Genomic DNA, 24,278 nt, shown 5'->3' with positions numbered 1-24,278 from the left:
GCCCTCATCCAAGCTCAGCGAGCCCCAGCCCCGACGCATTACTAACGGGGACGGCTGCCAGCCTTGCATGCTGGCTTTGTTCGTTGGCGACGGTTGCGGACGCCACGCAATCTTCTTCTGCGGCCGGGGCGGCGATCGGAACGGAGATGGCAGCCGCCGGTCTTGCCGGCACGAGCCCGAAGAAGGGCGCGGCCGTGCTGACGATGGTGTCGATGTCGGAAAGCTCCGCCACGAAGCCCAGCTGCTCGCGCGCCCTGGTCGGATCGGCGTAGAGTTCGGCCGGATCGCCGGGCCGGCGCGCCTTGTATGCGACCGGGACGGGACGCGACGTCACCCGGGTCACCGCCTCGAGAATCTCGTTGACCGAGATGCCCCGGCCGCTACCGAGATTGACCGACAGGTTCTCGCCGCCGGCCTGCAGATGCATCAGCGCCTTGACATGCGCGCGGGCGAGGTCACCGACATGAATGTAATCGCGAACGCAGGTGCCGTCCGCCGTGTCGTAGTCGGTGCCGAAGACTTCGACCGCATCGATCATGCCGGACGCGGCCATCAGCACCCTGGGGATGAGGTGGGTTTCAGGCTCGTGCCACTCGCCAAGCTCGCCGTCCGGGTCGGCGCCGCAGGCGTTGAAATAGCGAAGGATCGCGTATCTGGTTCCATAGGCGGAGGCGTAGTCCTTGATGATCTGCTCCCCCATCAGCTTGCTGCGGCCGTAGGGGCTGATCGGGTTTTGCGAGGCGGTTTCGCTGACCGGCAGCGTCTCGGGAACGCCATAGGTCGCGCAGCTGGAGGAGAAGATGATCTTGTCGATGCCGTTTGCCCGCGCCGCGTCCAGCACCGTGGCCGTGCCGGCGACATTGGTCGAATAGTAATCCGCCGGCCCGCTGACCGACTCGCCGACATAGGCGAGCGCGGCGAAATGGATGATCGCCTGCGGCCGATGGGCGGCGATCGCCCGCTGCAGCGTGCGTTTGTCGCGAATGTCGCCGACCACGAGCGGTCCCCAGGCAACCGCCTTCTCGTTGCCGCGGCTCAGATTGTCGTAGACCACCGGCAGGTAGCCCGCCGCCGAAAGCTGCTTGCAGGTATGGCTGCCGATGAAACCGGCCCCACCTGTCACCAGGATCCGACGCCGTGTCATGACATGACGGCCTCTTTGGCGGCGCGGCCGCGGCTGCGTGCCGCAACGAACTGGCGGCTGCCGAGCAAGGCGTCGAAATAGGCTGTGGTATGGGCGAGCCCTTCGGCGAGCGCGACCTTCGGCTCCCAGCCGAGATGCTGCCTGGCGACGGAAATGTCGGGCTTGCGCTGCCGGGGATCGTCGATCGGCAGCGGTCGATGCACGATCCTCGAGCGCGAGTTGGTGTAGTCGATGACCATCTCGGCCAGTTCCATGATGGTGAACTCGACCGGATTGCCGAGATTGACCGGATGCTGCGGCGCCGCGGGCACGTTCACCAGCCGGATGAAGCCCTCGATCAGGTCGTCGACAAAGCAGAAGGAGCGCGTCTGCTGGCCGCTGCCATAGACGGTGATGTCCTCGCCGCGCAGCGCCTGGACGATGAAGTTCGACACGACGCGGCCGTCGTCCGGCTGCATGCGCGGACCGTAGGTGTTGAAGATGCGCGCGACGCGGACATCGATGCCGTATGTCCGCGAGTAGTCGAAGAACAGCGTCTCGGCCGAACGCTTGCCCTCGTCGTAGCAGGAGCGCGGACCGTGCGTGTTGACGTTGCCGAAATAGGCTTCGGGCTGCGGATGAACCAGCGGATCGCCATAGACCTCGGACGTCGATGCCTGGAAGATCTTGGCGTTGTTGCGACGGGCGAGTTCAAGAAGGTTGATCGAGCCGAGCACACTGGTCTTGAACGTGTGGATCGGATCGGCCTGATAGTGCGGCGGAGAGGCCGGGCAGGCGAGGTTGTAGATCTCGTTGACTTCGAGATCCATCGGCAGCGCATCGACGATGTCGTGCTTGATGCAGGTGAAGGACGGATCGCGCTGTATGCCGCTGAGATTATATCGCTTGCCGGTGTGGAAGTTGTCGAGAACGACGACTTCATAGCCGTCGCGCAGCAGCCTTTCGCAAAGATGCGATCCTAGAAATCCGGCGCCGCCGGCGACCAGGGCGCGGCCACGTCCGGCGCTCCTGCGGTTGACTCCAGGATTGAGCTTGACGACCCTACTCATAACGCCCCCTTGACTCGGCACGCGCATCATCACCCCAGCCGAGCAAGTGCTTTGCTCGACCAAGCCCCAAACAGCGGCGAAGCCTCGGCGCAAGCCGGGACCGCCATCAACGATGTGCGTTGTAGAGGTAGAGTTATGGAGCTTTGCCCGACGGCCATTGATTGCCGTTCAGCACACTTTCGCCCCTAGTCGCGATCCACGAAGCCGGTTGCCACCATCGCGGACTGCTCGCCCAAATTGCACACCCAACGTATATAAAAATATACCTCCCAGTCGCGTAGTCAACAAAATTAGCGTTCTGTTAACCTCGCTTCTTGGCGATTGGTTAATCATCGCGGACTGCCGGGTTGGCTCTTGCGCGACTGGCGGCGCCTGGTCTTGAAGTTGTCGTCGTCTAAGGGGGAGATGTCTCGCCCATCGGCAAAAGCTTTCGGATCCAGATCTGGAGGAAATATTCAAGGCAGGGCGAACTAAAGCGTCAGGTCGCTGTCAATAAGCGCTGCTGGTTATAGAGATATGCTTTAAACGTTCGCAGAGCTGCGCGGAATAAAGTTCACGTCAGGCCGGCAATTAAGGAATGTGGTGTTCACTCCCGGATCGCACGGGGATGAAGGTGCGCGGGCTCCCTTCCGGCTGCCCGGCCCGGACTTCCGCGCCGGAGGGGGCCTGCCTGCTCAATCGTGTCCCGGGGCCTGCAACTGCTCGGCCAGCGCTACCACTTTTAGGTGCAGAGAATGCATCCAGGCCTACAGGCGAGCCGACGGAAGGCCTCAGGCACGCCGGCAATGCTCCCCATGCTGCTTGCGGCTGTAATGGCATGGCGCGCCGATCTTGGCGGCCATGCCGCGCAGATTTATTCGCCGCCCATATCCTTCTTGAACTGGTCGAAGTCGACCTGCATGCCGTTGAAGATGGTGCTCCAATGGCGGGTCAGCGCTGCCATTGCCACGGCTTCCTGGATTTCCTGCTCGGTGGCCCCGGCCCGTTTGGCGTTCGCGGTGTCCGACCAGACGCAGTAGTTGCACGGGATCTGCGCGGCGACCGCCAGCGAGATCAGCGACTTGACCTTCGGCGACAGCGCCGTCTTGTCGCTGAGTTCGATGGCCTTGACCTCGGCCCACGCGCCGGGCAGACCGGCTTTCGGGAATTGTTTCACGAAACCGGGCACGCCGCCCATCGTCGACTGAATATCCTTGATAGCGGTGTCGTAGTCGCCGGCGCTGGCCGGTGCGGTCAAGATCGGGGTCAGCGCGACCGCGGCAAGCAGCGAGGCCGAATGCAGGCAGGAATGAACGGTTGAAGCGATGCGAGAGACGGACATGGTTTCTCCTCTGGTCTTTGCTAACCTTACGGTGTAAGGTAGTTTGGAAAATGAACCTTACAGTGTAAGTTGTCAAGCGCGCCATGGACTCGTCTGTCGAAAAAAAGCGAACGCGCGGCCGGCTGTCTCCCGAGATGATCGAGGACGCCGCCTTCGAGGTGATCGAGAGGGAAGGGCTTTCGGGCTTTTCGATGCGCAAGCTCGCGGCAGCGCTCGGCTGCGAGGCGATGAGCATCTACCACCACTTCCCCTCGCAGGCGCATCTCTATGAGGCGCTGGTCGACCGCCAGATGAGCGGGCTGGTGATCCCCGACGAGAGCCTGCCTTGGCGCGAGAGGGTCCGCGTCGGCATGCAGGAATTCCGCCGCGTCGCGACCGAGCATCCGGCCTTTGCGCCCTTCATCGTCGTCTACCGGATGAACTCGCCGCCCTGTCTCGCCAAGCTCAACGGCATCATCGGCCTGTTCGAGGCAGGCGGCTTCGGACCCGAGCTCAGTGCCCGGCTGTTCCGTGCCGCCGGTTACTATCTGATGGGCGCTATCCTCGACGAGACGGCCGGCTACGCCAAGCGCCCGTCGGCGGTCACCACGGTCAGCGACGAGGAATTGGCGCGCGACTATCCGAGCGTCGTGGCGGCCGGAGCCTATTTCGGCGCCAGCGGTTTCGACGAGACTTTCAAGCTTGGCCTGGAGATGTTTCTGGACGAGATGGAGCGAATACGCGACGCTGCCCTGGGCGAGGCCGCCAAAGGGCGTCGCGGTCAATCGAAGAAGAAAAAATAACCAGGGCTTTCTATGCGCTTCCTCTCGGTTCTTGTCCTGATCGCCGGCGGCGCCATCGGTCTCCTCTATCCTTGGGCGATGAGCAATTTCTCCGGCCACGCCATCGGCACCTGGCGCGTTTACGAGACCGGCCGCTTCAAGCCGGCGACGGTGCAACTGACAGCGGGCGACGCACCGGTCCGGGTGCTGGTCGACCTCACCGCGCGGGCCGAGCGCGTCGCTTCGCAGCAGCGCGCGGTGCTGACGCTGACGGCGGCGAACGGCGGACGCACGGCGCTCGCCTCGACGCTGTCCTTCAACCACACCGACAATCCGCGCCAGGTGAGTCCGCAGCTGCCCGACAAGATCTTTCGCGACGAGGCCGGCGTGATCGAAAGCGTGACGCCCGGTGCCTACGTCTTCACTGTCGGTCCGGGCGACGCCGACGGCATCGACATGCGCGCCGTCGATCTCGTCTTGCGCGCCGGCACCGGCGCGATCGATGAGAGGGCGCGGCCTGCGGGCTATGTGCTGATCGGCGTCGGATTGCTTGGCCTGGTGCTGTCGCTGGTCTTCGGTCGTGGCAACAAGCCGCCGGCGAACCCGAACTCGCAGCCGCCGCCGCGCTGGGGCCGTGGCGGCTCGACGAGGTAAGCACCCATGAACTATCGCCACGCCTATCACGCCGGCAATTTCGCCGATGTCGTCAAGCATGCCGTGCTCTGCCGGCTGGTCGACTATCTGAAGCAGAAGGACAAGGCTTTTCGCGTCATCGACACCCATGCCGGCGTTGGCCGCTACGACCTGGCATCGGTCGAGGCCGGCAAAACCGGCGAATGGCAGGGCGGCATCGGCCGGCTGATCGAGGCATCGCTCGAGCCGCCGGCGGCGGCGCTGCTTCAGTCCTATCTGGAAGCCGTGCGCGCCGAAAATCCCGAGGGCGGCTTGCGCCGCTATCCCGGCTCGCCGCTTGTCGCCCGCCACCTCCTGCGCAAACAGGACCGGCTGACCGCGATCGAACTCCACCCCCGCGACGCGGCGCAATTGAAATCGGTCTTCGCCGGCGACTTCCAGACGCGGGTGATCGAGCTCGATGGCTGGCTGGCGCTTGGCGCGCATCTGCCGCCGAAGGAAAAGCGCGGCCTCGTGCTGGTCGATCCGCCCTTCGAGGAGGAGGGCGAGTTCGCGCGCCTCACCGACAACCTGCGGCGGGCGCACCGCCGCTGGCCTGGCGGCATCTATGCGCTCTGGTACCCGATCAAGGACCGCAAGGCGGTTGCCGCCTTCAGGTCGGCGCTGAAGCAGGCCGGCATCCCAAAGATGCTCGATATCGCCTTCGACATCCGGCCCGCCTCGAACGAGCCCAGCCTCGACGGCAGTGGCATGGTGGTGGTCAATCCGCCCTTCACGCTGGAGGGCGAGTTGCGTGTCCTGCTGCCGGCCCTGCACAAGGCGCTGGCCGTCAAGCAGCCGTCGCGCTGGACGGTCGAATGGCTGGCCGGCGAGCAGGGCCGCGGCTGAGCTATGCCAGCGCCGACGGCGTGAGGCCGGTCAGCCGCCGGCTCTCGCGGATCAGATGCGCCTGGTCGGCATAGCCGGCCTCGATCGCCAGCACCGCGGTCGAGGCATCGCCCGCCTTCTCACGCAGGCGCCGGAACCGATTGAAACGCAGGATACGGTCGAGCGTCTTCGGGCCATAGCCGAAGGCGTCGTCGAAGCGCCGGCGCAGCGTCCGCTCGCTCATGTTGAGCCGTCTCACCAGGAAGGGCAGCAGCGGCGCTTCAGGCGGCAGGCCTTCATGGATGACGTCGAAGGCGCGGCCCATCAGCGGATCGAGCGCATCGCACCCTTGCGTTTGCCTGCCGACCGTCTCCTCCAGTAGTCGCACCATGCCGGCGAGATCCGGCGCGTGCTTGATGCCGTCGGAGAGTTCGCGAGCGCGGCCGCCCCACAATTCGGCGAGGTCCAGGCGCTCGCCGACAATCTCGCTGGCCGGCAGGCCGAGCCAGCCCGCGGCAGCACCCGGCAGGAAGCGGAAGCCGACGATCACGGCGCCCGCCGGGGGCCGCTCGATCTGCGGCTCCTTGTCCGGACCGGCTACGCGGAAGCGCCCGTCGATCCATTGCAGGTCGATGGTGGCATCCGGCGTGATGACGATGGGCGGAACGTTCTCCTGCGGCATGCGGTGGACCCAGACCGCGGAGAAGACGCCGGCCAGGCCACCGCCGGCGGGCCGTTCGCGAAAAGAAGCCGGTTGACCGCGCCAGCACCGCTTCCATGTCTTCTCCGATCTGCGCCGGCAGTTTCCCTGCGCACCGGGCCGTCAGTTTCCCTGCGCACCGGTGCGATGGCCATTTTGGCCGAAATCTTCAATGCCGGCCGCTGCTGTTGTGGCAAACAAGCATAAATTTGCGGGCGCCTTGAGCGCTCTGCCCGCACCCCATCCGTCATCGGGACGTGGTCAAGAATATAGAAAGGAGAACGCGAAATGAAACCTCGCATCACCGTCTTCACGCTTGGCGTCGACGATCTGGAGGCGTCGCTGAAATTCTATCGCGATGGGCTGGGCCTGCCGACCGAAGGCATCATCGGCCGCGAGTTCGAGCACGGTGCCGTCGCATTCTTCGAGCTCGCCGGCGGGCTGAAATTCGCGATCTTCGAGCGCTCGAGCATCGCCCATGACGCCACGGTGCCGCAGAGCGGCCGCAGCCCGACCGAATTCACCATCGGCCACAATGTGGGCAGCGAGGCGGAGGTCGATGCCGCGATGGCTGAGGCCATCAAGGGCGGCGCGCGCGTCGTCAAGCCGGCGCAAAAGACCTTCTGGGGCGGCTACGCCGGCTATTTCCAGGACCCCGACGATCATCTGTGGGAAATCGTCTACAACCCCGCTTTTGTCCCGCAGGACTGAGCCCTCGAAAGCACGGGAGGCCGACATGCCCGTAGAGGCGATCCAGATCATAGGCGCGCTTCTGATCGGCGGCGTCTTCGTCTTCGCCGGCATCGAGCATTTCGTGAAGTTCGACGCAATGCGCTTCTATCTGGCGAGCCGGAACGTCCCGGCTCCAGCTTTGATGCTGGCCTGCGGCTCGGCGGTCGAGATCGGCGCCGGGCTCATGCTTGCCCTCGGCATCGCGGCAGCCTTCGCCGCGGCTGCGCTGGTCGTGTTCACGTTGGCCGCGAACGTCCTGCTGCTGCGCTTCTGGACCTGCGAAGAGTTGGAACGGCAGGTTCTGCGCAATGCCTTTCTGATCAACTTTGCCGTCATTGGCGGGCTGCTGCTCGCCGGAACGGCTTGACGACCTTGCGAATGGAACGATGCATTCCGGAAACCATTGTTTTCGCAACCGCTTGACCGGCGTCGAGCGAATCCGCACAGTGCGCGCAATCGACCCTGAGAGGCTGTCATGACTCGCTTCGCTCATTCCGCCCTTGCCGCGCTGATTTCGTTCGCGACGCCGTTTGGCACGTCGCTTGGCTTCACCCACGCCGCGCATGCCGCCGATCTTGCCGTCTACACGGAGGATGACAGTGGCGTCTGCGGTCAGCCCTGGGTGCTGAGCAAGATCACCAGCCGGTTCTCTTATCAGGTGCATCACGTGCCGCATCTGCCGGATGTTTCGATCACCGACTTCCATCGCATCCACCAGCATCGCTACTTGCCGGCCAGCGAGGAATGGCCGATCGGCCGGCGCTATTGCGGCGCAACGGTCAGCCTGTCGGATGGCCGCGACCGCGCCATCTGGTACCTGATCGAGGAAGGCCAGGGCTTCGCCTCGATCGGCGACAATGTCGAATTCTGCGTCGCGGGCTTCGACCGCTGGATGGTCTATAACGGCCGCTGCCGCGTGCTGCGGTAAAAAGTCGGCCGCACTTTCCAGACTGATCTAAACAGCCTGTGGCTGCGTTCACAGCTGTGCGGGCGGCGACGGTGCGATGACCGGCGCCAGCGTTGCGGTCGTCGCAACTCGCTGACACCCGGCGACTCCGCCGTTGACATGACGTCGCGAGCAGCCTCCCGCTATCCTCATGCTCGCGCGCCCTGGCCGGACAGATAGGCGCAGATCAGCTCGCCGAGTTGCTTCTGCAACTCCGGCGCATCCAGCATGTTGCGGCGCGCTGCATTGTGGATCACGCCCTCGACCGCCGAGGAGAGCACGCGCGCCACGGTCTGCGTGTCTTTCAAGCGCCGGCGGTACTGCGCGACGGCCGTCGCGTAGTGCTCGAGATAGCGCGCCTGGAACGAGGCATGCGCGGCCCGCGAGCCGCGGTCGCCGGGGGCCTCGTCGAGCAGCACCTGATGCAGCGTCGGATGGACGCTGTGCGCGGCGATCATGCCGCGCACCAGTTCGCGGGCGAATTGCCTGAGCGGCTTCTCGTCGGCCGCCGCGTCGCGGATGACCGACAGCACCTCGTCGAAGTGGCGGCGTCGGATCGAGTCGACCAGGGCGAGCTTGTCGGGAAAGTACTGGTAGAGCGAGCCGATGCTCACGCCAGCCGCCTCCGCCACCTTGTTGGTGGTGAAGCCCGCCCAGCCCAGTTCGCTCAAAACGCGAGCACCTGCTTCAATGATCGCTTCGACGGTGGCGACCGAGCGCGCCTGGCGCGGCTCTTTGCGCATGCGCCGGGCTGGCTTTGCAACGCGAGTAGACATCCCCGACCAGGTCCCCCAAAAATATAAACAAGATACTCACATTTATCTTCAACGCAAACGGAGCCGCAAAGATGAGCGCCACGATTTTGCTGCGCAGCCTGCTTGCCTACCAGGCCTGGGCCAATGACGAGTTGCTGGAGACGCTCGCCGGTATCGATCCGCAACGCAACGCAAAGGAACGTCACGCCGCGCTGCGGCTGATGAACCACATCCATGTCGTGTCGCGGATCTTTTCGGCGCATCTCACCGGCGTCGCGCATGGCTACGCCAGCGACAACACCGAGGAGACGCCGAAGCCCGCGCAGTTGCGCGCCGCGATGGCGGCGAGCGACCGCTGGTTTCTCGACTATGTCGAAGCCGTTTCTGAGCGCGATCTGTCCGAGCCGGTCGCCTTCACCTTCACCGATGGTGACAGTGGCTGCATGACCAGGCAGGAGATGCTGACCCATGTCGTCGTGCACGGCAGCTATCATCGCGGCGAGATCGGCCGCATGCTGGCCGGGATCGTGGTCTCCCCGCCTTGGGATACCTATGCCGTTCATCTGCACCGCGCCGAGCCTTCGCGTCGCCTGCAGATGGAGCTCGAGCCGTTCGGCGCCTGAGATGGAACGGAATCTGATGTATGTGAGCGAAAAGCTCGCATTCGTGAAAGCAAGATTTGCAGCGGCCGCTTGACCGTTTTGCTTGGCCTTTACCTGTACATCTTCCTGCTGGACAAGGTGAAGTGGAGGGTCTGGCTCCGTTTGTTGAATATGTATGGCAAGCTCACATTTTGCGGGGAGCGCGGCAGGGATGATCGAGCGATAGAGTGCAGCGCGAATTCTCGGCAACGCAACTTCACTTGGACAAGCAAAGATTCGCTCTCGATTTTTGCGCCGATACGCCTTGAAGGACGTTTCTCGTAACCGAAATTCAATATATGAAAATCATTGTGTTGCTTCGCTGGCTAGAAAGTCGCGAGTCAGATATGCATTGACGCGCGGGTCACTCATGACCAGCGGCAAAACGCAAGGGGCATCGCATGGCAAAGCAAACAACGAAGGCGCCGGCGGCGAAAGCGCCGGCAAAGAAAGCGGCACCGAAAGCTGCCGCTAAACCAGCAGCAGTGAAGAAGGCAGCGGCACCGAAGGCAGCCGCCAAGGCTCCGGCCAAGGCAGCGGCAAAGCCCGCCGCCAAGGCAGCAGCCAAGCCCGCCGCCAAGGCCGCGGCCAAGCCTGCCACCAAGGCAGCAGCGAAGCCCGCCGCCAAGGCAGCGGCAAAGCCTGCCGCCAAGAAGCCGGCAGCCAAGGCAGCGGCCAAGCCCGCCGCCAAGGCGCCGATGAAGGCCGCCGCTGCCAAGTCGACGGCAGCGGTGAAGAAGGCGGCGCCTGCAAAGAAGGCGCCGGCCAAGAAGTAGTCGCGGGGCTTCGCTCGCGAACGCGAACGGGTGAGGGCGGGTGCCGTGGGCGCCCCTCTCGCCCATTCGGCGTGACGCCGATCGAAGCTGGAGCGCTCTGTCCAAAGCTCTCGGAACTTGCCATCGGCAAAGCTTCCGGGAGCTTTTTGCTGTTGCGCTGCGACGCGCAATCTGGTGCCGGCGCGTTGGCCGCCTGGATCGGCGCCGCTGGCCGTTGCCCTCCAGTGACCGTTCGGTCAACAGTGCGCGAGAAAACTGGGAAACCGATCATGCCGAAACTGCTCTATGCCTCCGCCTCTCCCTATAGTTCCAAGGTCCGCATGGCCGCTGCCTATGCCGGCATCGCGGTCGATCTCGTGCCGGTCAAGACCGAGGACAAGCCGGCGGAGCTGATCTCGGCCAATCCGCTGGGCAAGATCCCGGTGCTGGTGCTGGAGGACGGCCGCTCGATCTACGACAGCCGCGCCATCACCCAGCATTTCAACCGCCTGTCGAAGAATGCGCTGTTTCCGCGAGATCCCGACAAGCGGCTCGAGGCCGAGGTGCTGGAGGCGCTGGCCGACGGCATCTGCGACTGCGCGCTGTCCATGGTCTATGAACGGCGCACGCGGCCTGAGACGATGGTCCATCAGCCCTGGCTCGACCGGCAGTGGACGAAGATCATCGGCGCGCTCGACCTGCTCAACGCCAACCCGCCGAAACTGCCGAAGAAGATCACCGCCGGCCAGATGGCGTTGCGCGCCACCCTCGGCTATCTGTCGCTGCGCTTCGGCGGCCAGTGGGAGAAAGGCCGCAGCCGGCTCGTGCGCTGGGCGGCGCGCTTCGACGAGAAGTTTCCCGAGCTGAAGAGCTGCGTGCCGGGGTGAACAGCTAATCTCCCCCACAAGGAGGGAGATCGGCAGCTTCCTCCAAGTGCCTCCCCATATTGAATTGTCGCTCGGATTCGTGATTGCATAGGCCGTGCAATCGCAAAGTGGTTCGCATGGCAAAATCAGTCACCACAGTCACCAAAACAACCGCCGCCCCCGACCCCATGGTCGAGCGCCTGCGCGTCGCGCTTGGCAGGCGCGCCTTCACCGAGCAGAAGATGTTCGGCGGCACCTGTTTCATGATCAACGGCAACATGCTGATCGGCACCTCGAAGCGCGGACTGCTGGTGCGCGTCGGCAAGGACGCGCATGCGGCCGCGGTTGCCCGACCGCATGCGCGGCCCATGGAGATGGGCGGGCGCTCGATGGAAGGCTATGTCCACGTCGCGCCGGAAGGAACGGCCACCGAAGCCGACCTTGCCGGCTGGCTCGATCTTGCGCTGGCTTTCGTCGAAACTTTGCCGCCGAAGGGCAAGCCGGGCAAGGTCGCAAAGCGGCCAGCCTGAGCAGATCGCGCAGCCTATTCTGCACTGCAACGGCGGCGTCGGCAGTTCGACCGGACACGCCAGCCGGCGGAGGACGCGATGACATCTCTGACGGGACGTTGCATGTGCGGCGCGGTCACCTGGACCTATGCCGGCGAGATCACCCGCAATCTGGTCTGTCACTGCGCCGACTGCCAGCGTGCCACGTCGTCGCCCTTTACGGCCTTCCTGGGAATGCGGCCGGAACACCTGACCTGGACCGGCGACATCAGGCACTACGAGAGCAGCCCGGACACGTTGCGCGGGTTCTGCCCGTCCTGTGGCTCGAGGCTCTATTTCCGCTCCGGGAAATGGCCTGCTGAAATCCACGTCCACGCCGCCACCATGACCGATCCCGCCGACTATCGGCCCGACGCTCAGGTGGTCATGCGCTCGCGGGCGAAATGGCTGGACCGGCTGCCATCGATCCCGGCCCATGACGGTTTTCAGCAGAAGCCGTCGGGTGGGGCGCCTGCCGAAGGAAACTGACGCCCTCAAGTCCCAACCCGATCGGCGGACTCAACACAAGGCACAAAAAAAGCCGGGCGCGGGGCCCGGCTCTTTCGTGTCGTGGCTTGTACGACTTAGAACTTCATACCGACGCCGAAGGTGACGCGGTTGTCCTTCGACTTGACGTTGCCGACATTGTCGAAGTCCTTGTCGCCGTAATCGCTGTAGCGATACTCGACGCGGCCGAACACGTTGTCCGTGATCTTGATGTCGGTGCCGACACCAGCCGTCCAGCCGAGCATTGCATTGCTGTCGCTGCCGGCTGCGGTTTCGATCTTCTGGTTCTTGGCCGCGAGACCGCCGGTGCCATAGAGCAGGATCTCCGGGGTCACCGAGTAGCCGAGACGGGCGCGCAGCGAGCCTTCAAGCCCACCCTTGGCGGTGATGCCGCCCTCGGAGCCCTTGACGCCGTTGTAGCCGAGATCGGCTTCAGCACCGTACACGAAGTTCTCCTGCTGCCACTGATAGCCGCCGAAGACGCCGCCGACGAAGCCCTTGGTGCCGACATCGATACCGACGTCGCGCGCATCGGCATGGCCGCTGAAGCCGTAGCCGGCGCTCAGACCGACATAGGGGCCGGCCCAGGATGCCACGGGGAGTTCGGCGACCGGAGCGGGGGGTGCCGGCGGCTCTTCAGTGACGACGTCTGCGGCATAAGCGGTACCGCCGAGGGCGAAAAGCCCGAGCGCAACCGCGAGCGGACGCGCAAACTTGAGATTGGCTTGCATTGTTGTTTACTCCTTAAGCCACAAGACACTTTAGGCTTGGTTGTTCATGAAATGCCCCGGCCCGTCCGGGGGGATAAACGAGCCTGGCGTTCAACGGTTCCAAATGTCGTGTCGAAATACGGCTGAAGCGAACCTGAACTTGGGTCATTCCCCGGCGCGAATAAGGCCGAACCATGACGTTGCATCTTCGCCACAGCAAATGTCAGCAGGCTAATGAGGTTGCGCTGCACGCCGCTTGGTTCAAGGGGTCCAGCGACATATATTGCGCTATGACGGGCCCGGATCCGGGCCGGGCAAGCGTGCGTATCGGCCGCTTCGCCACATTCCCGCCTCAGGTGGAAATGGTGTTTAACCCCTTGGTCCGTCATATTGTGCCGGCTGCCGGAATCGCGGCGTCGATTAAGGATTGACAGATGAGACAAGCCCCAGCCGTTGCGCTGGTAACGGGTGGCGCGAAACGGATCGGCAAGGCTATCGTCGAGGACCTTGCGGCGCATGGCTTTGCCGTCGCCATCCACGCCAACCGGTCGGGCGCCGAGGCTGAGGCTGTGGCCAGCCGCATCCAGGCAAATGGCGGGCGCGCCGCCGTGGTTGTCGCCGACCTGACCGACATGGACGCCGTCGGCGATCTCGTCGGCCGTTCGCAGGCCGCACTTGGGCCCGTCACGCTGCTGGTCAACAACGCCTCGCTGTTTGTTGACGACCGTATCGAGGATCTCGACTGGCAGGCCTGGGACCGTCACTTCGCCATCCATGTGAAGGCGCCGGCGCTGCTGGCGCAGAATTTCGCCCGCGCGCTGCCGGAGGGCGCGGAGGGGCTGATCGTCAACATCATCGACCAGCGCGTCTGGCGGCCGACACCGCGCTATTTCTCCTATGCGCTGTCGAAATCGGCGCTGTGGACCGAGACCCAGATGCTGGCGCAGGCGCTGGGCCCAAGCATCCGCGTCAACGCCATCGGCCCCGGCCCGACGCTCAAGAACAAGCGCCAGGACGATGATGATTTCGGCAAGCAGGTCGAAGGCCTGATCCTCAAGCGCGGCCCGCAATTGCCGGAATTCGGCGCCACCATCCGCTATCTATGGGAAGCGCGCTCGGTTACCGGCCAGATGATCGCGCTCGACGGCGGCCAGCATCTTGCATGGCAGACGCCCGATGTGACAGGCATGGTGGAATGACTCCCGCAGACCAGAAACACAGACGAAACGGCGCCGCCGACGATCTGCCGCCCGGCATCGATCTCGAGGACGAGGCAACGGAGGAGATCGTCGAGCCGGAGCCCATGCCGGCCGGACCCGATGTCGCCTTCACCGCGATCGACTGGACGCCGCATGCCGGCGATGCCGACGGCATGGTCGGCGCCGAGGTGATCCAGACCTTGGTCAAGCGGCTGCCCAATCAGCCGGGCGTCTACCGCATGATGAACGCCGCCGGCGACGTGCTCTATGTCGGCAAGGCGCGCAGCCTCAAGAAGCGCGTCACCAACTATGCGCAGGGACGCTTCCACACCGCCCGCATCGGCCGCATGGTGCGCGAGACGGCGACGATGGAGTTCGTCGTCACCCGCACCGAGATCGAGGCGCTGCTGCTCGAGGCCAACCTCATCAAGCGGCTCAGGCCGCGCTTCAACGTGTTGATGCGGGACGACAAGTCGTTTCCCTACATCCTCTTGACCGGCGATCATGTCTCGCCGGGCATCTACAAGCACCGCGGCGCGCGCTCGCGCAAGGGCGACTATTTCGGCCCCTTCGCCTCCGCCGGCGCGGTCGGGCGCACCATCAACTCGCTGCAGCGCGCCTTTCTGCTCAGGAGCTGCACGGACTCCTTCTACGAGAACCGCACCCGGCCCTGCCTGCTCTACCAGATCAAGCGCTGCGCCGGCCCGTGCACCGGCGAGATCTCGCATCAGGGCTATGCCGAACTGGTCGCCGAGGCCAAGGATTTCCTCTCCGGCCGCAGCCAGAAGGTGAAGACCGAGATTTCGGCCGCCATGCAGCAGGCCTCCGAGGAGCTCGATTTCGAGCGCGCGGCCATTTATCGCGACCGCCTTGCGGCGCTCTCGCATGTCCAGGCGCACCAGGGCATCAACCCGCAGACGGTCGAGGAGGCGGACGTCTTCGCCGTCCATCAGGAAGGCGGCCAGACCTGCATCCAGGTGTTCTTCTTCCGCACCGGCCAGAACTGGGGAAACCGAGCCTATTTCCCGAAGGCGGATCCGGCACTGGAGGGAGCCGAAGTGCTGGGCTCGTTCCTGGCGCAGTTCTACGACGACAAACTGCCCGCGCGCACGCTGCTGCTTTCCCAGCCCGTGCAGGAACAGGAACTGCTTGCCGAGGCGCTGTCGACCCGTGCCGGGCGCAGGATAGCGATCTCGGTGCCGCAGCGCGGCGAGAAGAAGGACCTGACCGACCATGCGCTGCAGAACGCGCGCGAGGCGCTCGGCCGAAGGCTCGCCGAAACCTCCACGCAGGCGCGGCTGCTTAACGGTTTTGCCGAGACCTTCGGGCTGGCGAAGCCGCCGGTCCGCATCGAGGTCTACGACAACTCGCACATCATGGGCACGAACGCTGTCGGCGCCATGGTCGTCGCCGGGCCGGAAGGTTTTGTGAAGAACCAGTACCGGAAATTCAACATCCGTTCGACCGAGATCACGCCCGGCGACGATTTCGGCATGATGCGCGAGGTGATGCAGCGGCGCTTCTCGCGGCTGCTCAGGGAACATGGCGACGCTCAGCCTTCGGACGGCGTGGAAGCCGAGAACGGCACGGACGAGGACCTGGTCGCCGGCAACGGCAGCTTCCCGGCCTGGCCCGACGTCATCCTGATCGACGGCGGCCAGGGCCAGATGACGGCGGTGCGGCAGATCCTCTCCGATCTCGGCATCGAGGAGCGGGTCGCGGCCATCGGCATCGCCAAGGGTCAGGACCGCGACGCCGGGCGCGAGCGCTTCTTCGTCAAGGGCCGGGACTCCTTCACGCTGCCGGTGCGCGACCCGGTGCTCTATTTCGTCCAGCGCCTGCGCGACGAGGTGCACCGCTTCGCCATCGGTTCGCACCGCGCCCGCCGCAAGAAGGAGATGGTCAAAAGCCCGCTCGACGAGATCGCCGGCATCGGCCCCGGCCGCAAGCGGGCGCTGCTGCTCGCATTCGGCACCGCCAAGGCCGTCAGCCGCGCCGCGATCGAGGACCTGGTCAAGGTCGACGGCATTTCCGAGCATGTCGCGAAGCTGGTCTACAACCATTTTCATGACAGCTGACCATTCTTGCGCCTATTTTTGCCTGACCAATCGAATCTCGCCTGTTGACCCCCCACATTGGCTTCTGATTTGAGTAGCAGGCGGAGGAGAATTCCCGAGACGACATGGCCCAGCGCGCGTTCAACCTGCCGAACATTCTCACCTACGCCCGTATCATCGCGGTGCCGCTGGTGGTGCTGTGCTTTTTTCTCGAGGGGCATTTGAAGTCGTCCGACTTCGCCCGCTGGTCGGCGCTGGCCATCTTCCTGCTCGCCTCCATCACCGATTATTTCGACGGCTATTTCGCCCGCGCCTGGCAGCAGACCTCCAACATCGGCAAGATGCTCGACCCGATCGCCGACAAGCTGTTGGTCGCCACCTGCCTGCTTCTGCTTGCCGCCGATACCGATCGCCATGCCGGCATCGCCGGCTGGTCGCTATGGGCGGCGATCATCATCCTGTGCCGCGAGATTCTGGTGTCGGGACTGCGCGAATATCTGGCGGCCCTCAAGGTCTCCGTGCCGGTGACGCAGCTTGCCAAATGGAAGACCACCATCCAGATGATCGCCATCGCCTTCCTTCTGGTCGGCCCGGCCGGCGACAAGATCTTCCCGCTGACCACCCAGATCGGGCTGGTGCTGCTGTGGATCGCGGCGCTCGTCACGCTCTACACCGGCTACGACTATTTCCGCGCCGGCCTGAAGCACATCATGGACGAGTAAGATGTCGACGAAGCTCATCTATTTCGCCTGGGTGCGCGAGCGCATCGGCAAGCCGGAAGAGGAGGTCGAGCTGCCGGCCGGCATCGAGACGGTCGCCGACCTGCTGCGCTGGTTGAAGTCGCGGGGCGAGGAATACGAGCACGCGCTGCAGCATTCCGACGTGATCCGTGTCGCCATCAACCAGGAACATGTCGGCCATCGCGAGAAAATAGCGGGCGCGCGCGAAATCGCGCTGTTCCCGCCGATGACCGGAGGCTGAGGTGGCGAGCGCCGTGGCGCCTGTCATACGCATCCAGCGCCAGGATTTTGACGTCGCCGCCGAGATTGCCGCCCTGACCAAGGACCGCGCCGACATCGGCGCCGTGGTGACGTTCTCCGGGCTCTGCCGTGACGAGCAGGGCGCGCTTTCGGCGCTCGAACTGGAGCACTATCCCGGCATGGCCGAGGCCGAGATCGGCCGCATCGCCGCCGAGGCGGTTCTGCGCTGGCCTCTGCAGGGGCTGACCGTCATCCACCGCCACGGCAAGATTGCGCCCGGCGAAAACATCGTGCTGGTGGTCGCGGCCTCGTCGCATCGGCAGGCCGCCTTCGAGGCGGCGAACTTCCTGATGGATTACCTGAAGTCGCGCGCGCCCTTCTGGAAGAAGGAGCATCTTGCCGATGGCTCCGAAGGCGGTTGGGTCGAGGCCAAGGAAGCCGACGACGAAGCCGCCGACCGCTGGAAGTCGGGCGGATGAAGCCCGGCCTGGTTCCGGGGCTTGGCCCCGTTCTACCATTGAACCGCACTCCTTGCCGCCGTTGATACCTGACGGCAAGTCCCGGACCGTCGTTCCTACGATGGGGTCGGTCCGACCCCGAGATTTTCCGGGAATAATCCGGACACCCGAAGCGTTCCCTTCTGAGATGGCGGGCAGGCACAAGGGATGTTTCCCAAGAACATCCTTCGTTGAAGCCGCCAGACCGAAAGCGGCTCGATCTGGCTACTCAAAGGAGACCAGATATGAAAAAGCACGCGCTCATCCTTGCGGTCACAAGCCTTTCGCTGATCGCCTTCGCCGGCCTTGCCAAGGCGGACGACCACCTCGTCAACGCGCTTGAGCATGGGCTCAGCCCGGACAGCCAGGCGTTCCAGACCAACAAGGCCGGCCATAGCGGCGACCTCGCGCCTGGACAGGGCAGCCCGTTCGGAGGCGAGGACATGAGGACGCCGTCCACCGACACCGAGGCAGCGAACCTTCATGCGAATGTGAAGGAGCGCGAGGCAAAGTGACGTCTCGACCCGCCGCGAGGGGCGGCGGGTGCTGCACTGCCGTGAACCGACCAGCGCGCAGCCGGGCATCGCGCAATCGAATGTCGCCGAGCGTGCATAGGAAGCGAGCCTCGCCCGTATGGGCTGGCCGGCGATTTCAAGCAGCAGCTTGCGGATCGCCTTCTCGAACATGGCGAGATCGCCAATGGTGAAGGCGTCCGGTCTCCTTGCCAGGCTCCAGCGCCGATTGACCGGAATGGCGGAAACACCTAGTTTCGCCGCTGCAAGAATGGGGATGGGGTTCCCCCGAAACCGCCCAAGCTTTTCGCATCTGGGCTGATGACTCCTGCCAGGCGTGCTCTGCGCGGCAGGATCTGCTTGTGCGCTCGCAACATGCCTGTTCGGTCAACGCGGCTCGGGCCGTAAATGGAGAGGCATGAAGCAATGACCCTTGCGGCTTGCGCCCTGGTCCTGATCGGCGGGTTTTGCGGCGGCATATCCCGCTTCTTCCTTTCGGGCATCGTCGGCCGCGCGGTCGGCGAGACCTTTCCCTGGGGCACGCTGGCGGTCAACGTCTCCGGCGCCTTGGCCATCGGTGGCTTTGCCGGCGCGGCTCGCACGGTCGGCGGCGTCTTCGCCAGCGATCTGGTCCGTGATTTCATCGTCGTCGGTCTGTTCGGCGGCTACACCACCGTCTCCTCCTTCTGCCTGCAGACGCTGAACCTGGCGCTGGACGGGGAGGGGCGGCTCGCCGTCTTCAATGTCGTTGCTTCATCGGCGGCGTGCGTGCTCTTCGTCGCGGCCGGCTTCTTTGCCGTCGTCTGGATGGCGGGGTAAAGGCCATGGGAGGCAAGGACAGACAGGCAGCGCAACTCTATCTGGCGGTCGGCGGCGGTGCGGCCATCGGCTCGCTGGCGCGTTTCCTCTCCGGCTATGTCATTGTTTCGTTGCTCGGCCTCAGCGCGCTTCTTGCAACGGCTTTCGTCAATGTCGTCGGCTCCTGGGTCGTCACGTTCTTCGCCACGCTGACCCGGCCGGACGGGCGCCTGATGATTGGCCCGACCGCCCGCCAGTTCGTCACTGGCGGCTTTTGCGGCGGTCTCACCACTTTCTCGGCCATGAGCCTGGACACCTTCATCCTGCTTTTCGAGCGCGACCTCGGCCTCGCCGCGACCTATCTTGTCAGTGTGGTCGTGTTGTCGCTGGCGGCCGCCTGGCTCGGCTATGCCATGGCGATCAGGATCAACCGGTAATCTGGGAGGAGAACATGGAACTTCCCAGCCAATGCGTGCTGCTCAGGATATTCTTCGGCGAGGATGACAGGTCGGCCGACGGCAAGCCGCTGCATGAGGCGATCGTCATTACGGCGCGGGAGGCCGGAATGGCCGGCGCCACGGTGCTCAGGGGGCCCCTCGGCTTCGGCCGCTCGAGCGTGCTGCACACGGCCAAGATCCTGCGCCTGTCGCAGGACCTGCCCATCGTCGTCGAGATCGTCGACGCGCCGGAAAAGATCGACGCGCTGATCCCGCAGATCAAGGCACTGACCAAGAGCTGCCTGATCACCAGGGAAAAGGTCGAGGTGGTCCGCTACGGCGAAGGGGATTGAACCGCGTGCCGCTTCGATCAGCTTCGACGAAGACGTCGGCTGATCGTGACTTCGTCGAAAATGCCGGCCGCAAAAATGTCCATGGCATCCTTGGCCAGGGCCGAGGCTTCGGGGCTGCCTGGGGTAAGGCCGCGCTCCTGGCAGACCTCGTCATAGATGCGCTTGAGCAGAGCCAGATCGCTAGGATAGGCGATGCCGCTCTTCGAGACATGGGGATTGATCATCGCGTCCTCTCAGTTTGGGACGGAGACGCGACAGATGCTCGCGGGGCGCAGAGCATCCATCGCCGGGCGCACAACCATAGGTGCTTCGAGCGGCTCCGCATTCACCCAGGTTAAAGGAAAAGGCGGCTCCGGCAGGAACCGGGCCGCCTCGTTTCCTGCTGTCAGCTGGCTCAGCCGACGATCTCGGTGTCCGAGAACCAGTAGCGGATCTCCTGCGCGGCGGTCTCCGGCGCGTCCGAGCCGTGCACCGAATTCTCGCCGATCGACAGCGCATGCACCTTGCGGATCGTGCCTTCGGCGGCATTGGCCGGGTTGGTGGCGCCCATTACGTCGCGGTTCTTGGCAATCGCGTTCTCGCCTTCCAGAACCTGGACGATGGTCGGGCCCGACGACATGAATTCCACCAGCTCGCCGAAGAACGGGCGATCCTTGTGCACGGCATAAAAGCCCTCGGCCTCGCGGCGGCTCATCCACACGCGGCGCGACGCGATGACGCGCAGCCCGGCATCTTCCAGCATCTTGGTGATGGCGCCGGTCAGGTTGCGCTTGGTCGCGTCGGGCTTGATCATGGAAAAGGTGCGTTCGATCGCCATTGGGTCGTCCTTGTTCTGGGAATGGAATTGGAGTGGCGGGCTCTATACAGGCCGCTCGACGCCTTGCCAAGGGGAAGCGGCTTCCGAGCAATTCCTGGAAAAGTGCGAAATGGTTTCCGTCCGGAATTGCATCAAAACAAACACATAGAACGGTTCGGCGTTTCTGCGAAACGGCGAACCGTTCTGGTCAGGACCGGCTCTTTGCGGGATAATCCGGCGGCTGCGGGCGCGGTTCGAATGCAGGTCGGAGCATCGCGGCGGAGCCGAAGGCGATGAACTGGCCTTACCTCAGACGCGGCGATATCGCTGGCATTGTCTTCATGGCCATCGTTCTTGCCGGGATCCTCTTCGTCCTGCTGTTCTTCCCGCAGCGCGGGCAGCAGAATTTCGGCTTCGGTCCGGAGTGGCAATGCACGCGCATCGAGCACGGCGATCCGATCTGCGTCAGGCTGGTCGAAAAGGATGCGCCGGGAAATCTCCCCCCTTGAGGGGAGATGGCCGGCCAGAGGGGGTGGTCTCGCGCGGAGTGCCGAACTTCTCTTTGCGTCGCAGCATTTGAGGCGATCCCCTCTGTCGCCTTCGGCGACATCTCCCCCTCGAGAGGCTATCGAGAGGGAAGACCACTAGGCGGCAGCGGCAACCTGCCGGCCGATTCCGCCATGCAGGTCGAGGCAGCGCTCGAACCACTGCGCCACGCTGTCGCCTTCGTCGAGCAGCCGGTAAGGCGAGGCGATGCGCCCCCATTGCAGCGCGCCGAACACGATGTAGTCGGCAAACAGCGGCGATGCTCCGCCGAGGAAAGGCTGGTAGGTCAGCATCGAGCGCAGCGGCTCCAGCGAGGCGCGGAAGCCGGTGATGCCGGCGTCGCGTCCGGCCACCACCTCTTCCAGTCTCTTGCCGAAGCGCTGCTCGCGATTTTCGCGGAAATATGCCGCGTTCGCCTCGTCCTGCATGCCGTGCAGGTCGAGAAGCGCCACGCTGGTGATGAAGGGATGGATCGTGAGCTGGGACCAGCGCTCGATGAAACGCGCCATCGCCTTGCCGCCCTCGCCGCCAAACAGCGTCGGCCGCTCCGGATAGGCTTCGTCGAGATAGAGCGCGATGGCGAAGGAATCGGCCACCACCCGCTCGCCGTCGCGGATCACCGGCACCGTCTTGGACACGCCGCCCTCGACCTTGGGCACCTCCAGGAAGCGCGTCGGCAACTGGTTCACCTCCAGCCGCTTGTGCGCCAGCGCCATCTTCGCCTTCCAGCAATGCGGACTGAATGGCCGTTGGGCATCGTGGCCGACGAGATCATAGAGCATAATGGTCATTGGCGGGGTGGTTCCTGCGGTTTACGAAGAGCCGGGATTCGTTGCGAGCCGGATGAAAGAATGAAACAGCATTTCATGATGTTTGCGGCCTATAATCAATGGGCCAATGGACGCATCTATGATGCCGCGGCCGAGCTTCCGGAAGAGGAACTCTGCCGAGATGTCGGGGCCGTCTTCGGCTCCATGCTGGGCACGCTCAACCATCTGCTCGCCGTCGACCGCGTCTGGATGAAGCGCTTTACCGGGGAGGGCGACGCGCCAGGGGACACCGCGGCGATGCTCCACCGCACGCTGAGCGGACTGAGGCTGGCACGCGAGGCGGAGGACAAAAGGATCCTCGACTGGCTCGGCCGCATCAGCGACAAGGCGCTCGCCGGCCGCTTCTCCTACATGACGCTTACCGACATGCGCACCGTCTCTCAGCGGCTGGCGCCGGCGCTCAGCCACTTCTTCAACCATCAGACCCACCATCGCGGCCAGGCGCATATGTGCCTCACCGTGCTCGGCCGGCCGTCCGTGCCGCTCGACCTCGTGCTGTTCCAGCGCTCCGAGGAAGGTCGCGCCTACGCCTGACCGGCCGCTGGCCATCGCATCGGTGTCGGTATGTTAGGACTTCTTTTGTTCTCTCGCTTCACAATAGGCCATTGCAGCAGGAGAAAGGCATGCGCATCGATTTGTCCCCGACGAGTTGGGGCAGGGTCATTGTGGTCACGGTTGCCGGCACGGCGTTCTTCATCGGCGCCGCCTTCTTCGTCGATTCCTACAATTTCCCATCGCTGTCGCCGGAGGCGCTGCTGTGGGCGAAGCTCACCGATCTGTTCCTGCCGCTCATCCTCGGCGGTTCGTTCCTGTTCTTCCTGATGTGGAAGATGCGCCAGCTGGCGATCACCCAGAAGGAGCTCACCATTGTTGCGGCGACCGACAGCCTGACGGCGGTCTTCAACCGCGGCGCGTTCTCCATGCTGGTCGAAGCCTATCTGGAGAAGGCCCGCAGCCACGCGGTCGCCGACACCGGCGCGCTGCTGATCGTCGATGCCGATCACTTCAAGTCGATCAACGACCGCCTCGGCCACGACTGCGGCGATCAGGCGCTCAAGATCATCGCCAACACGATCAAGGCGCAGCTGCGCGGCGCCGACATCGTCGGCCGCATCGGCGGCGAGGAGTTCGCGGTCTTCCTTCCCGGCGCCGACGCCTCGCGTTCCTGGCTGGTCGCCGAAGGCATCAGGCGGCGCATCCGCGAGATCGAATTCTCGCATGAAGGTCGGCCGTGCCCGCTTTCGGTCAGCATCGGCGGCATCGCCTTCAGCGGCATCACGACCTATGCCGACATGTTCCAGATCGCGGACAAGCATCTCTACAAGGCGAAATCGAATGGCCGCGACCAGGTGAGCGTCGAGGCCTCCGGCCCGCGCGGCGTGGCGGCAGACGACACGTCCGGCACGGTTCACTGAAGTCTTTCAGGTAACGCCGTAAGGCAGCAATATGTCAGGCGGCAAAGCCGTCATGGCCGCGTGTGACCGCAACCGGCGGCAGGTCCGCAGGCCACAGGATGCCGGCCGTCACCGCGAAGGTGATCAGCGCGTCGCGGGCCGCCTCGGCCGGGATTTCTCCCGCACGCGCGGCCTCGCAGGCCTTGGCCGCGGCGCCATAGCTCAGGCGCCGGCGCGAGGGCGCGAACTCGGTCAGGAACTCATGCATCTCGGACAGCGAGGCGATCATGCGCTTATGGCCGGCGCCGACACTGACCGCGACCGGGGTGAAGAACATCCTGTCGTACATGCTTGCCTCTCGAATGGAAGCGGAGGATGGCGGGACCGCCATCCTCCGGTCTTGGGTAGGACGCCCAACAACGCGCCTTGCGGGACGAAGTTCCATGCCGGGAAGCCATTTTGTGGGACGCGAGAGCGAGGCTGGGCAGGAGCAGGCAAGCCGTCCCCGAAGAATACCAGCGGTACGTTTACTGCGCTGTTCCGATCGTCGTGTCGGGGGTTGAGGCGGAGCCCTGATAGTGCGGCGAAAGCAGAAGGAACAGGATGGCGACTCCGGCGACGACCGCCGCAACGGTATTGACGAAAACCCGACCGGCCAGACCGGCCAGCCGCTGCCGCCAGCTCATAGCCGAAGGGATGAAACGCATTGTCCGTTTCTCCTCGTTTACGTCAGGCTGCCGCTCCTCTCCGCCAGCGGCAGCCTGGGCACGCCCCGCCGAACTTGCCGGTCTGCAATCCTGCAAGTCGTTGCGAGCCGCAGACCCTGTCCTGAAGATCGGCCGCCATGGCGAGTATAACCGTCTTCGGATCTGCCCATTGTACCAGGACCTGCAAACGCAAATGAACAGCGCAATCGAAGGTTCCATCGCTCGCGCCGAAGATGA

The 24,278-nt window shown here is 64.4% G+C and carries 34 protein-coding genes and 1 riboswitch; of the genes, 23 read left to right on the top strand and 11 right to left on the bottom strand.

What is annotated here, in order from left to right:
- Positions 1 to 4: 4 nt before the first annotated feature.
- From galE to EJ074_RS07375, 3 genes are all read right to left on the bottom strand, one after another.
- The gene (gene galE / locus EJ074_RS07385) at positions 5 to 1,144 is read right to left on the bottom strand and encodes a UDP-glucose 4-epimerase GalE (protein ID WP_095808705.1); all 1,140 of its coding nucleotides are present in this window, start codon (positions 1,142 to 1,144) and stop codon (positions 5 to 7) included.
- Positions 1,141 to 2,193 (bottom strand): UDP-glucuronic acid decarboxylase family protein, encoded by a 1,053-nt coding sequence (locus tag EJ074_RS07380; RefSeq protein ID WP_095808706.1) that lies wholly within the window; start codon positions 2,191 to 2,193, stop codon positions 1,141 to 1,143. The genes galE and EJ074_RS07380 overlap by 4 nt, the downstream gene beginning before the upstream one ends.
- 853 nt (positions 2,194 to 3,046) lie before the next feature.
- On the bottom strand, positions 3,047 to 3,514 hold the full coding sequence (locus EJ074_RS07375) for a carboxymuconolactone decarboxylase family protein (protein ID WP_095808707.1): 468 nt from the start codon (positions 3,512 to 3,514) through the stop codon (positions 3,047 to 3,049).
- Between the two features lie 83 nt (positions 3,515 to 3,597).
- On the opposite strand from EJ074_RS07375, the gene EJ074_RS07370 reads away from it, so the two are divergent.
- Genes EJ074_RS07370 through EJ074_RS07360 form a run of 3 tightly spaced genes read left to right on the top strand, consistent with a single transcriptional unit; the run spans position 3,598 to position 5,796 of the window.
- Positions 3,598 to 4,296, top strand: coding sequence for a TetR/AcrR family transcriptional regulator (locus tag EJ074_RS07370; protein ID WP_129552869.1), 699 nt, complete (start codon positions 3,598 to 3,600; stop codon positions 4,294 to 4,296).
- Between the two features lie 12 nt (positions 4,297 to 4,308).
- Positions 4,309 to 4,929 (top strand): hypothetical protein, encoded by a 621-nt coding sequence (locus EJ074_RS07365; RefSeq protein ID WP_095808709.1) that lies wholly within the window; start codon positions 4,309 to 4,311, stop codon positions 4,927 to 4,929.
- 6 nt (positions 4,930 to 4,935) lie between these two features.
- Positions 4,936 to 5,796, top strand: a complete 861-nt coding sequence (locus EJ074_RS07360) for a 23S rRNA (adenine(2030)-N(6))-methyltransferase RlmJ (RefSeq protein ID WP_095808710.1) — start codon at positions 4,936 to 4,938, stop codon at positions 5,794 to 5,796.
- A 1-nt stretch (position 5,797) separates the two neighbouring features.
- On the opposite strand, the gene EJ074_RS07355 is transcribed toward EJ074_RS07360, so the two are convergent.
- On the bottom strand, positions 5,798 to 6,457 hold the full coding sequence (locus EJ074_RS07355) for an AraC family transcriptional regulator (RefSeq protein ID WP_245454804.1): 660 nt from the start codon (positions 6,455 to 6,457) through the stop codon (positions 5,798 to 5,800).
- Between the two features lie 306 nt (positions 6,458 to 6,763).
- Here EJ074_RS07355 and EJ074_RS07350 point away from each other — a divergent pair, with 306 nt between their 5' ends.
- The 3 genes from EJ074_RS07350 (at position 6,764) to EJ074_RS07340 (ending at position 8,135) form a co-directional block, all read left to right on the top strand.
- Positions 6,764 to 7,186: a VOC family protein gene (locus tag EJ074_RS07350; protein WP_095808712.1), complete on the top strand. Its 423-nt coding sequence runs from the start codon at positions 6,764 to 6,766 to the stop codon at positions 7,184 to 7,186.
- Between the two features lie 25 nt (positions 7,187 to 7,211).
- Positions 7,212 to 7,574, top strand: coding sequence for a DoxX family membrane protein (locus EJ074_RS07345; RefSeq protein WP_129552868.1), 363 nt, complete (start codon positions 7,212 to 7,214; stop codon positions 7,572 to 7,574).
- A gap of 108 nt (positions 7,575 to 7,682) precedes the next feature.
- Positions 7,683 to 8,135 (top strand): hypothetical protein, encoded by a 453-nt coding sequence (locus EJ074_RS07340; RefSeq protein ID WP_095808713.1) that lies wholly within the window; start codon positions 7,683 to 7,685, stop codon positions 8,133 to 8,135.
- A gap of 167 nt (positions 8,136 to 8,302) precedes the next feature.
- Here the strand turns inward: EJ074_RS07340 and EJ074_RS07335 are convergent, their stop codons facing one another.
- A complete protein-coding gene (locus EJ074_RS07335; RefSeq protein WP_348626992.1) occupies positions 8,303 to 8,929 on the bottom strand; it encodes a TetR/AcrR family transcriptional regulator in 627 nt (208 codons plus the stop codon).
- A gap of 71 nt (positions 8,930 to 9,000) precedes the next feature.
- Here EJ074_RS07335 and EJ074_RS07330 point away from each other — a divergent pair, with 71 nt between their 5' ends.
- From EJ074_RS07330 to EJ074_RS07310, 5 genes are all read left to right on the top strand, one after another.
- Positions 9,001 to 9,531 (top strand): DinB family protein, encoded by a 531-nt coding sequence (locus EJ074_RS07330; RefSeq protein WP_095808715.1) that lies wholly within the window; start codon positions 9,001 to 9,003, stop codon positions 9,529 to 9,531.
- A 419-nt stretch (positions 9,532 to 9,950) separates the two neighbouring features.
- Positions 9,951 to 10,325, top strand: coding sequence for a histone (locus EJ074_RS07325; protein ID WP_129552867.1), 375 nt, complete (start codon positions 9,951 to 9,953; stop codon positions 10,323 to 10,325).
- Between the two features lie 269 nt (positions 10,326 to 10,594).
- Entirely contained in the window at positions 10,595 to 11,191 is a 597-nt protein-coding gene (locus tag EJ074_RS07320) for a glutathione S-transferase family protein (RefSeq protein WP_095808812.1), read from the top strand.
- Between the two features lie 116 nt (positions 11,192 to 11,307).
- The gene (locus tag EJ074_RS07315; protein ID WP_095808717.1) at positions 11,308 to 11,700 is read left to right on the top strand and encodes a TfoX/Sxy family protein; all 393 of its coding nucleotides are present in this window, start codon (positions 11,308 to 11,310) and stop codon (positions 11,698 to 11,700) included.
- Between the two features lie 78 nt (positions 11,701 to 11,778).
- Positions 11,779 to 12,207, top strand: a complete 429-nt coding sequence (locus tag EJ074_RS07310; RefSeq protein ID WP_095808718.1) for a GFA family protein — start codon at positions 11,779 to 11,781, stop codon at positions 12,205 to 12,207.
- A 95-nt stretch (positions 12,208 to 12,302) separates the two neighbouring features.
- Here EJ074_RS07310 and EJ074_RS07305 read toward each other — a convergent pair whose 3' ends face one another.
- Positions 12,303 to 12,956, bottom strand: a complete 654-nt coding sequence (locus tag EJ074_RS07305; protein ID WP_095808719.1) for an outer membrane protein — start codon at positions 12,954 to 12,956, stop codon at positions 12,303 to 12,305.
- Between the two features lie 413 nt (positions 12,957 to 13,369).
- Here EJ074_RS07305 and EJ074_RS07300 point away from each other — a divergent pair, with 413 nt between their 5' ends.
- From EJ074_RS07300 to EJ074_RS07260, 9 genes are all read left to right on the top strand, one after another.
- Positions 13,370 to 14,134 (top strand): SDR family oxidoreductase, encoded by a 765-nt coding sequence (locus tag EJ074_RS07300; protein ID WP_095808721.1) that lies wholly within the window; start codon positions 13,370 to 13,372, stop codon positions 14,132 to 14,134.
- Positions 14,131 to 16,212 (top strand): excinuclease ABC subunit UvrC, encoded by a 2,082-nt coding sequence (uvrC, locus tag EJ074_RS07295; protein WP_129552866.1) that lies wholly within the window; start codon positions 14,131 to 14,133, stop codon positions 16,210 to 16,212. Before EJ074_RS07300 ends, uvrC begins: the two co-directional genes overlap by 4 nt.
- Positions 16,213 to 16,316: 104 nt before the next feature.
- Positions 16,317 to 16,913 carry a CDP-diacylglycerol--glycerol-3-phosphate 3-phosphatidyltransferase gene (pgsA, locus tag EJ074_RS07290; RefSeq protein ID WP_095808723.1) on the top strand — a complete coding sequence of 199 codons (597 nt, stop codon included), beginning with the start codon at positions 16,317 to 16,319 and terminating at the stop codon, positions 16,911 to 16,913.
- 1 nt (position 16,914) lies between these two features.
- The gene (gene moaD, locus EJ074_RS07285; protein ID WP_095808724.1) at positions 16,915 to 17,172 is read left to right on the top strand and encodes a molybdopterin converting factor subunit 1; all 258 of its coding nucleotides are present in this window, start codon (positions 16,915 to 16,917) and stop codon (positions 17,170 to 17,172) included.
- A gap of 1 nt (position 17,173) precedes the next feature.
- Positions 17,174 to 17,650 carry a molybdenum cofactor biosynthesis protein MoaE gene (locus EJ074_RS07280; protein ID WP_095808725.1) on the top strand — a complete coding sequence of 159 codons (477 nt, stop codon included), beginning with the start codon at positions 17,174 to 17,176 and terminating at the stop codon, positions 17,648 to 17,650.
- Positions 17,651 to 17,913: 263 nt separating this feature from the next.
- Complete coding sequence (locus tag EJ074_RS07275) at positions 17,914 to 18,183, top strand: hypothetical protein (RefSeq protein WP_095808726.1); 270 nt, start codon at positions 17,914 to 17,916, stop codon at positions 18,181 to 18,183.
- 261 nt (positions 18,184 to 18,444) lie between these two features.
- A riboswitch (Fluoride riboswitch) is annotated at positions 18,445 to 18,518 on the top strand.
- 88 nt (positions 18,519 to 18,606) lie between these two features.
- On the top strand, positions 18,607 to 18,999 hold the full coding sequence (gene crcB / locus EJ074_RS07270; RefSeq protein WP_095808727.1) for a fluoride efflux transporter CrcB: 393 nt from the start codon (positions 18,607 to 18,609) through the stop codon (positions 18,997 to 18,999).
- 5 nt (positions 19,000 to 19,004) lie between these two features.
- Entirely contained in the window at positions 19,005 to 19,415 is a 411-nt protein-coding gene (crcB, locus tag EJ074_RS07265; RefSeq protein WP_095808728.1) for a fluoride efflux transporter CrcB, read from the top strand.
- Positions 19,416 to 19,429: 14 nt separating this feature from the next.
- A complete protein-coding gene (locus EJ074_RS07260; RefSeq protein WP_095808729.1) occupies positions 19,430 to 19,768 on the top strand; it encodes a DUF190 domain-containing protein in 339 nt (112 codons plus the stop codon).
- A gap of 17 nt (positions 19,769 to 19,785) precedes the next feature.
- Here EJ074_RS07260 and EJ074_RS07255 read toward each other — a convergent pair whose 3' ends face one another.
- Positions 19,786 to 19,992, bottom strand: a complete 207-nt coding sequence (locus EJ074_RS07255) for a hypothetical protein (RefSeq protein WP_095808730.1) — start codon at positions 19,990 to 19,992, stop codon at positions 19,786 to 19,788.
- A gap of 170 nt (positions 19,993 to 20,162) precedes the next feature.
- Positions 20,163 to 20,585 carry a nucleoside-diphosphate kinase gene (ndk, locus tag EJ074_RS07250; protein ID WP_095808731.1) on the bottom strand — a complete coding sequence of 141 codons (423 nt, stop codon included), beginning with the start codon at positions 20,583 to 20,585 and terminating at the stop codon, positions 20,163 to 20,165.
- Between the two features lie 272 nt (positions 20,586 to 20,857).
- Here ndk and EJ074_RS07245 point away from each other — a divergent pair, with 272 nt between their 5' ends.
- Positions 20,858 to 21,073, top strand: a complete 216-nt coding sequence (locus EJ074_RS07245; RefSeq protein WP_095808732.1) for a hypothetical protein — start codon at positions 20,858 to 20,860, stop codon at positions 21,071 to 21,073.
- Positions 21,074 to 21,208: 135 nt separating this feature from the next.
- Here the strand turns inward: EJ074_RS07245 and EJ074_RS07240 are convergent, their stop codons facing one another.
- Positions 21,209 to 21,901 (bottom strand): glutathione S-transferase family protein, encoded by a 693-nt coding sequence (locus EJ074_RS07240; protein ID WP_129552865.1) that lies wholly within the window; start codon positions 21,899 to 21,901, stop codon positions 21,209 to 21,211.
- Between the two features lie 60 nt (positions 21,902 to 21,961).
- Between EJ074_RS07240 and EJ074_RS07235 the strand changes: the two genes are divergently transcribed.
- A complete protein-coding gene (locus tag EJ074_RS07235) occupies positions 21,962 to 22,474 on the top strand; it encodes a DinB family protein (RefSeq protein ID WP_095808733.1) in 513 nt (170 codons plus the stop codon).
- A gap of 89 nt (positions 22,475 to 22,563) precedes the next feature.
- Positions 22,564 to 23,355 carry a GGDEF domain-containing protein gene (locus tag EJ074_RS07230; protein WP_095808734.1) on the top strand — a complete coding sequence of 264 codons (792 nt, stop codon included), beginning with the start codon at positions 22,564 to 22,566 and terminating at the stop codon, positions 23,353 to 23,355.
- A gap of 34 nt (positions 23,356 to 23,389) precedes the next feature.
- Here EJ074_RS07230 and EJ074_RS07225 read toward each other — a convergent pair whose 3' ends face one another.
- Together EJ074_RS07225 and EJ074_RS07220 are read right to left on the bottom strand one after the other, a co-directional pair.
- Complete coding sequence (locus EJ074_RS07225) at positions 23,390 to 23,683, bottom strand: DUF982 domain-containing protein (protein ID WP_095808735.1); 294 nt, start codon at positions 23,681 to 23,683, stop codon at positions 23,390 to 23,392.
- A gap of 178 nt (positions 23,684 to 23,861) precedes the next feature.
- On the bottom strand, positions 23,862 to 24,041 hold the full coding sequence (locus EJ074_RS07220; protein WP_129552864.1) for a hypothetical protein: 180 nt from the start codon (positions 24,039 to 24,041) through the stop codon (positions 23,862 to 23,864).
- Between the last annotated feature and the right edge of the window lie 237 nt (positions 24,042 to 24,278).

The sequence above is a fragment of the Mesorhizobium sp. M3A.F.Ca.ET.080.04.2.1 genome, assembly GCF_003952525.1.
Lineage (GTDB): Bacteria > Pseudomonadota > Alphaproteobacteria > Rhizobiales > Rhizobiaceae > Mesorhizobium.
The sequence above is the reverse complement of the archived record's forward strand: the minus strand, read 5'-3'. Positions and strand labels throughout refer to the sequence as shown.

What these genes read in the sequence shown, in the direction of transcription:
- galE (WP_095808705.1), bottom strand. Translation starts at nt 1,144, where the DNA reads ATGACACGGCGTCGGATCCTGGTGACAGGTGGGGCCGGTTTCATCGGC.
- EJ074_RS07380 (WP_095808706.1), bottom strand. Translation starts at nt 2,193, where the DNA reads ATGAGTAGGGTCGTCAAGCTCAATCCTGGAGTCAACCGCAGGAGCGCC.
- EJ074_RS07375 (WP_095808707.1), bottom strand. Translation starts at nt 3,514, where the DNA reads ATGTCCGTCTCTCGCATCGCTTCAACCGTTCATTCCTGCCTGCATTCG.
- EJ074_RS07370 (WP_129552869.1), top strand. Translation starts at nt 3,598, where the DNA reads ATGGACTCGTCTGTCGAAAAAAAGCGAACGCGCGGCCGGCTGTCTCCC.
- EJ074_RS07365 (WP_095808709.1), top strand. Translation starts at nt 4,309, where the DNA reads ATGCGCTTCCTCTCGGTTCTTGTCCTGATCGCCGGCGGCGCCATCGGT.
- EJ074_RS07360 (WP_095808710.1), top strand. Translation starts at nt 4,936, where the DNA reads ATGAACTATCGCCACGCCTATCACGCCGGCAATTTCGCCGATGTCGTC.
- EJ074_RS07355 (WP_245454804.1), bottom strand. Translation starts at nt 6,457, where the DNA reads ATGCCGCAGGAGAACGTTCCGCCCATCGTCATCACGCCGGATGCCACC.
- EJ074_RS07350 (WP_095808712.1), top strand. Translation starts at nt 6,764, where the DNA reads ATGAAACCTCGCATCACCGTCTTCACGCTTGGCGTCGACGATCTGGAG.
- EJ074_RS07345 (WP_129552868.1), top strand. Translation starts at nt 7,212, where the DNA reads ATGCCCGTAGAGGCGATCCAGATCATAGGCGCGCTTCTGATCGGCGGC.
- EJ074_RS07340 (WP_095808713.1), top strand. Translation starts at nt 7,683, where the DNA reads ATGACTCGCTTCGCTCATTCCGCCCTTGCCGCGCTGATTTCGTTCGCG.
- EJ074_RS07335 (WP_348626992.1), bottom strand. Translation starts at nt 8,929, where the DNA reads ATGTCTACTCGCGTTGCAAAGCCAGCCCGGCGCATGCGCAAAGAGCCG.
- EJ074_RS07330 (WP_095808715.1), top strand. Translation starts at nt 9,001, where the DNA reads ATGAGCGCCACGATTTTGCTGCGCAGCCTGCTTGCCTACCAGGCCTGG.
- EJ074_RS07325 (WP_129552867.1), top strand. Translation starts at nt 9,951, where the DNA reads ATGGCAAAGCAAACAACGAAGGCGCCGGCGGCGAAAGCGCCGGCAAAG.
- EJ074_RS07320 (WP_095808812.1), top strand. Translation starts at nt 10,595, where the DNA reads ATGCCGAAACTGCTCTATGCCTCCGCCTCTCCCTATAGTTCCAAGGTC.
- EJ074_RS07315 (WP_095808717.1), top strand. Translation starts at nt 11,308, where the DNA reads ATGGCAAAATCAGTCACCACAGTCACCAAAACAACCGCCGCCCCCGAC.
- EJ074_RS07310 (WP_095808718.1), top strand. Translation starts at nt 11,779, where the DNA reads ATGACATCTCTGACGGGACGTTGCATGTGCGGCGCGGTCACCTGGACC.
- EJ074_RS07305 (WP_095808719.1), bottom strand. Translation starts at nt 12,956, where the DNA reads ATGCAAGCCAATCTCAAGTTTGCGCGTCCGCTCGCGGTTGCGCTCGGG.
- EJ074_RS07300 (WP_095808721.1), top strand. Translation starts at nt 13,370, where the DNA reads ATGAGACAAGCCCCAGCCGTTGCGCTGGTAACGGGTGGCGCGAAACGG.
- uvrC (WP_129552866.1), top strand. Translation starts at nt 14,131, where the DNA reads ATGACTCCCGCAGACCAGAAACACAGACGAAACGGCGCCGCCGACGAT.
- pgsA (WP_095808723.1), top strand. Translation starts at nt 16,317, where the DNA reads ATGGCCCAGCGCGCGTTCAACCTGCCGAACATTCTCACCTACGCCCGT.
- moaD (WP_095808724.1), top strand. Translation starts at nt 16,915, where the DNA reads ATGTCGACGAAGCTCATCTATTTCGCCTGGGTGCGCGAGCGCATCGGC.
- EJ074_RS07275 (WP_095808726.1), top strand. Translation starts at nt 17,914, where the DNA reads ATGAAAAAGCACGCGCTCATCCTTGCGGTCACAAGCCTTTCGCTGATC.
- crcB (WP_095808727.1), top strand. Translation starts at nt 18,607, where the DNA reads ATGACCCTTGCGGCTTGCGCCCTGGTCCTGATCGGCGGGTTTTGCGGC.
- crcB (WP_095808728.1), top strand. Translation starts at nt 19,005, where the DNA reads ATGGGAGGCAAGGACAGACAGGCAGCGCAACTCTATCTGGCGGTCGGC.
- EJ074_RS07260 (WP_095808729.1), top strand. Translation starts at nt 19,430, where the DNA reads ATGGAACTTCCCAGCCAATGCGTGCTGCTCAGGATATTCTTCGGCGAG.
- EJ074_RS07255 (WP_095808730.1), bottom strand. Translation starts at nt 19,992, where the DNA reads ATGATCAATCCCCATGTCTCGAAGAGCGGCATCGCCTATCCTAGCGAT.
- ndk (WP_095808731.1), bottom strand. Translation starts at nt 20,585, where the DNA reads ATGGCGATCGAACGCACCTTTTCCATGATCAAGCCCGACGCGACCAAG.
- EJ074_RS07245 (WP_095808732.1), top strand. Translation starts at nt 20,858, where the DNA reads ATGAACTGGCCTTACCTCAGACGCGGCGATATCGCTGGCATTGTCTTC.
- EJ074_RS07240 (WP_129552865.1), bottom strand. Translation starts at nt 21,901, where the DNA reads ATGACCATTATGCTCTATGATCTCGTCGGCCACGATGCCCAACGGCCA.
- EJ074_RS07235 (WP_095808733.1), top strand. Translation starts at nt 21,962, where the DNA reads ATGAAACAGCATTTCATGATGTTTGCGGCCTATAATCAATGGGCCAAT.
- EJ074_RS07230 (WP_095808734.1), top strand. Translation starts at nt 22,564, where the DNA reads ATGCGCATCGATTTGTCCCCGACGAGTTGGGGCAGGGTCATTGTGGTC.
- EJ074_RS07225 (WP_095808735.1), bottom strand. Translation starts at nt 23,683, where the DNA reads ATGTACGACAGGATGTTCTTCACCCCGGTCGCGGTCAGTGTCGGCGCC.
- EJ074_RS07220 (WP_129552864.1), bottom strand. Translation starts at nt 24,041, where the DNA reads ATGCGTTTCATCCCTTCGGCTATGAGCTGGCGGCAGCGGCTGGCCGGT.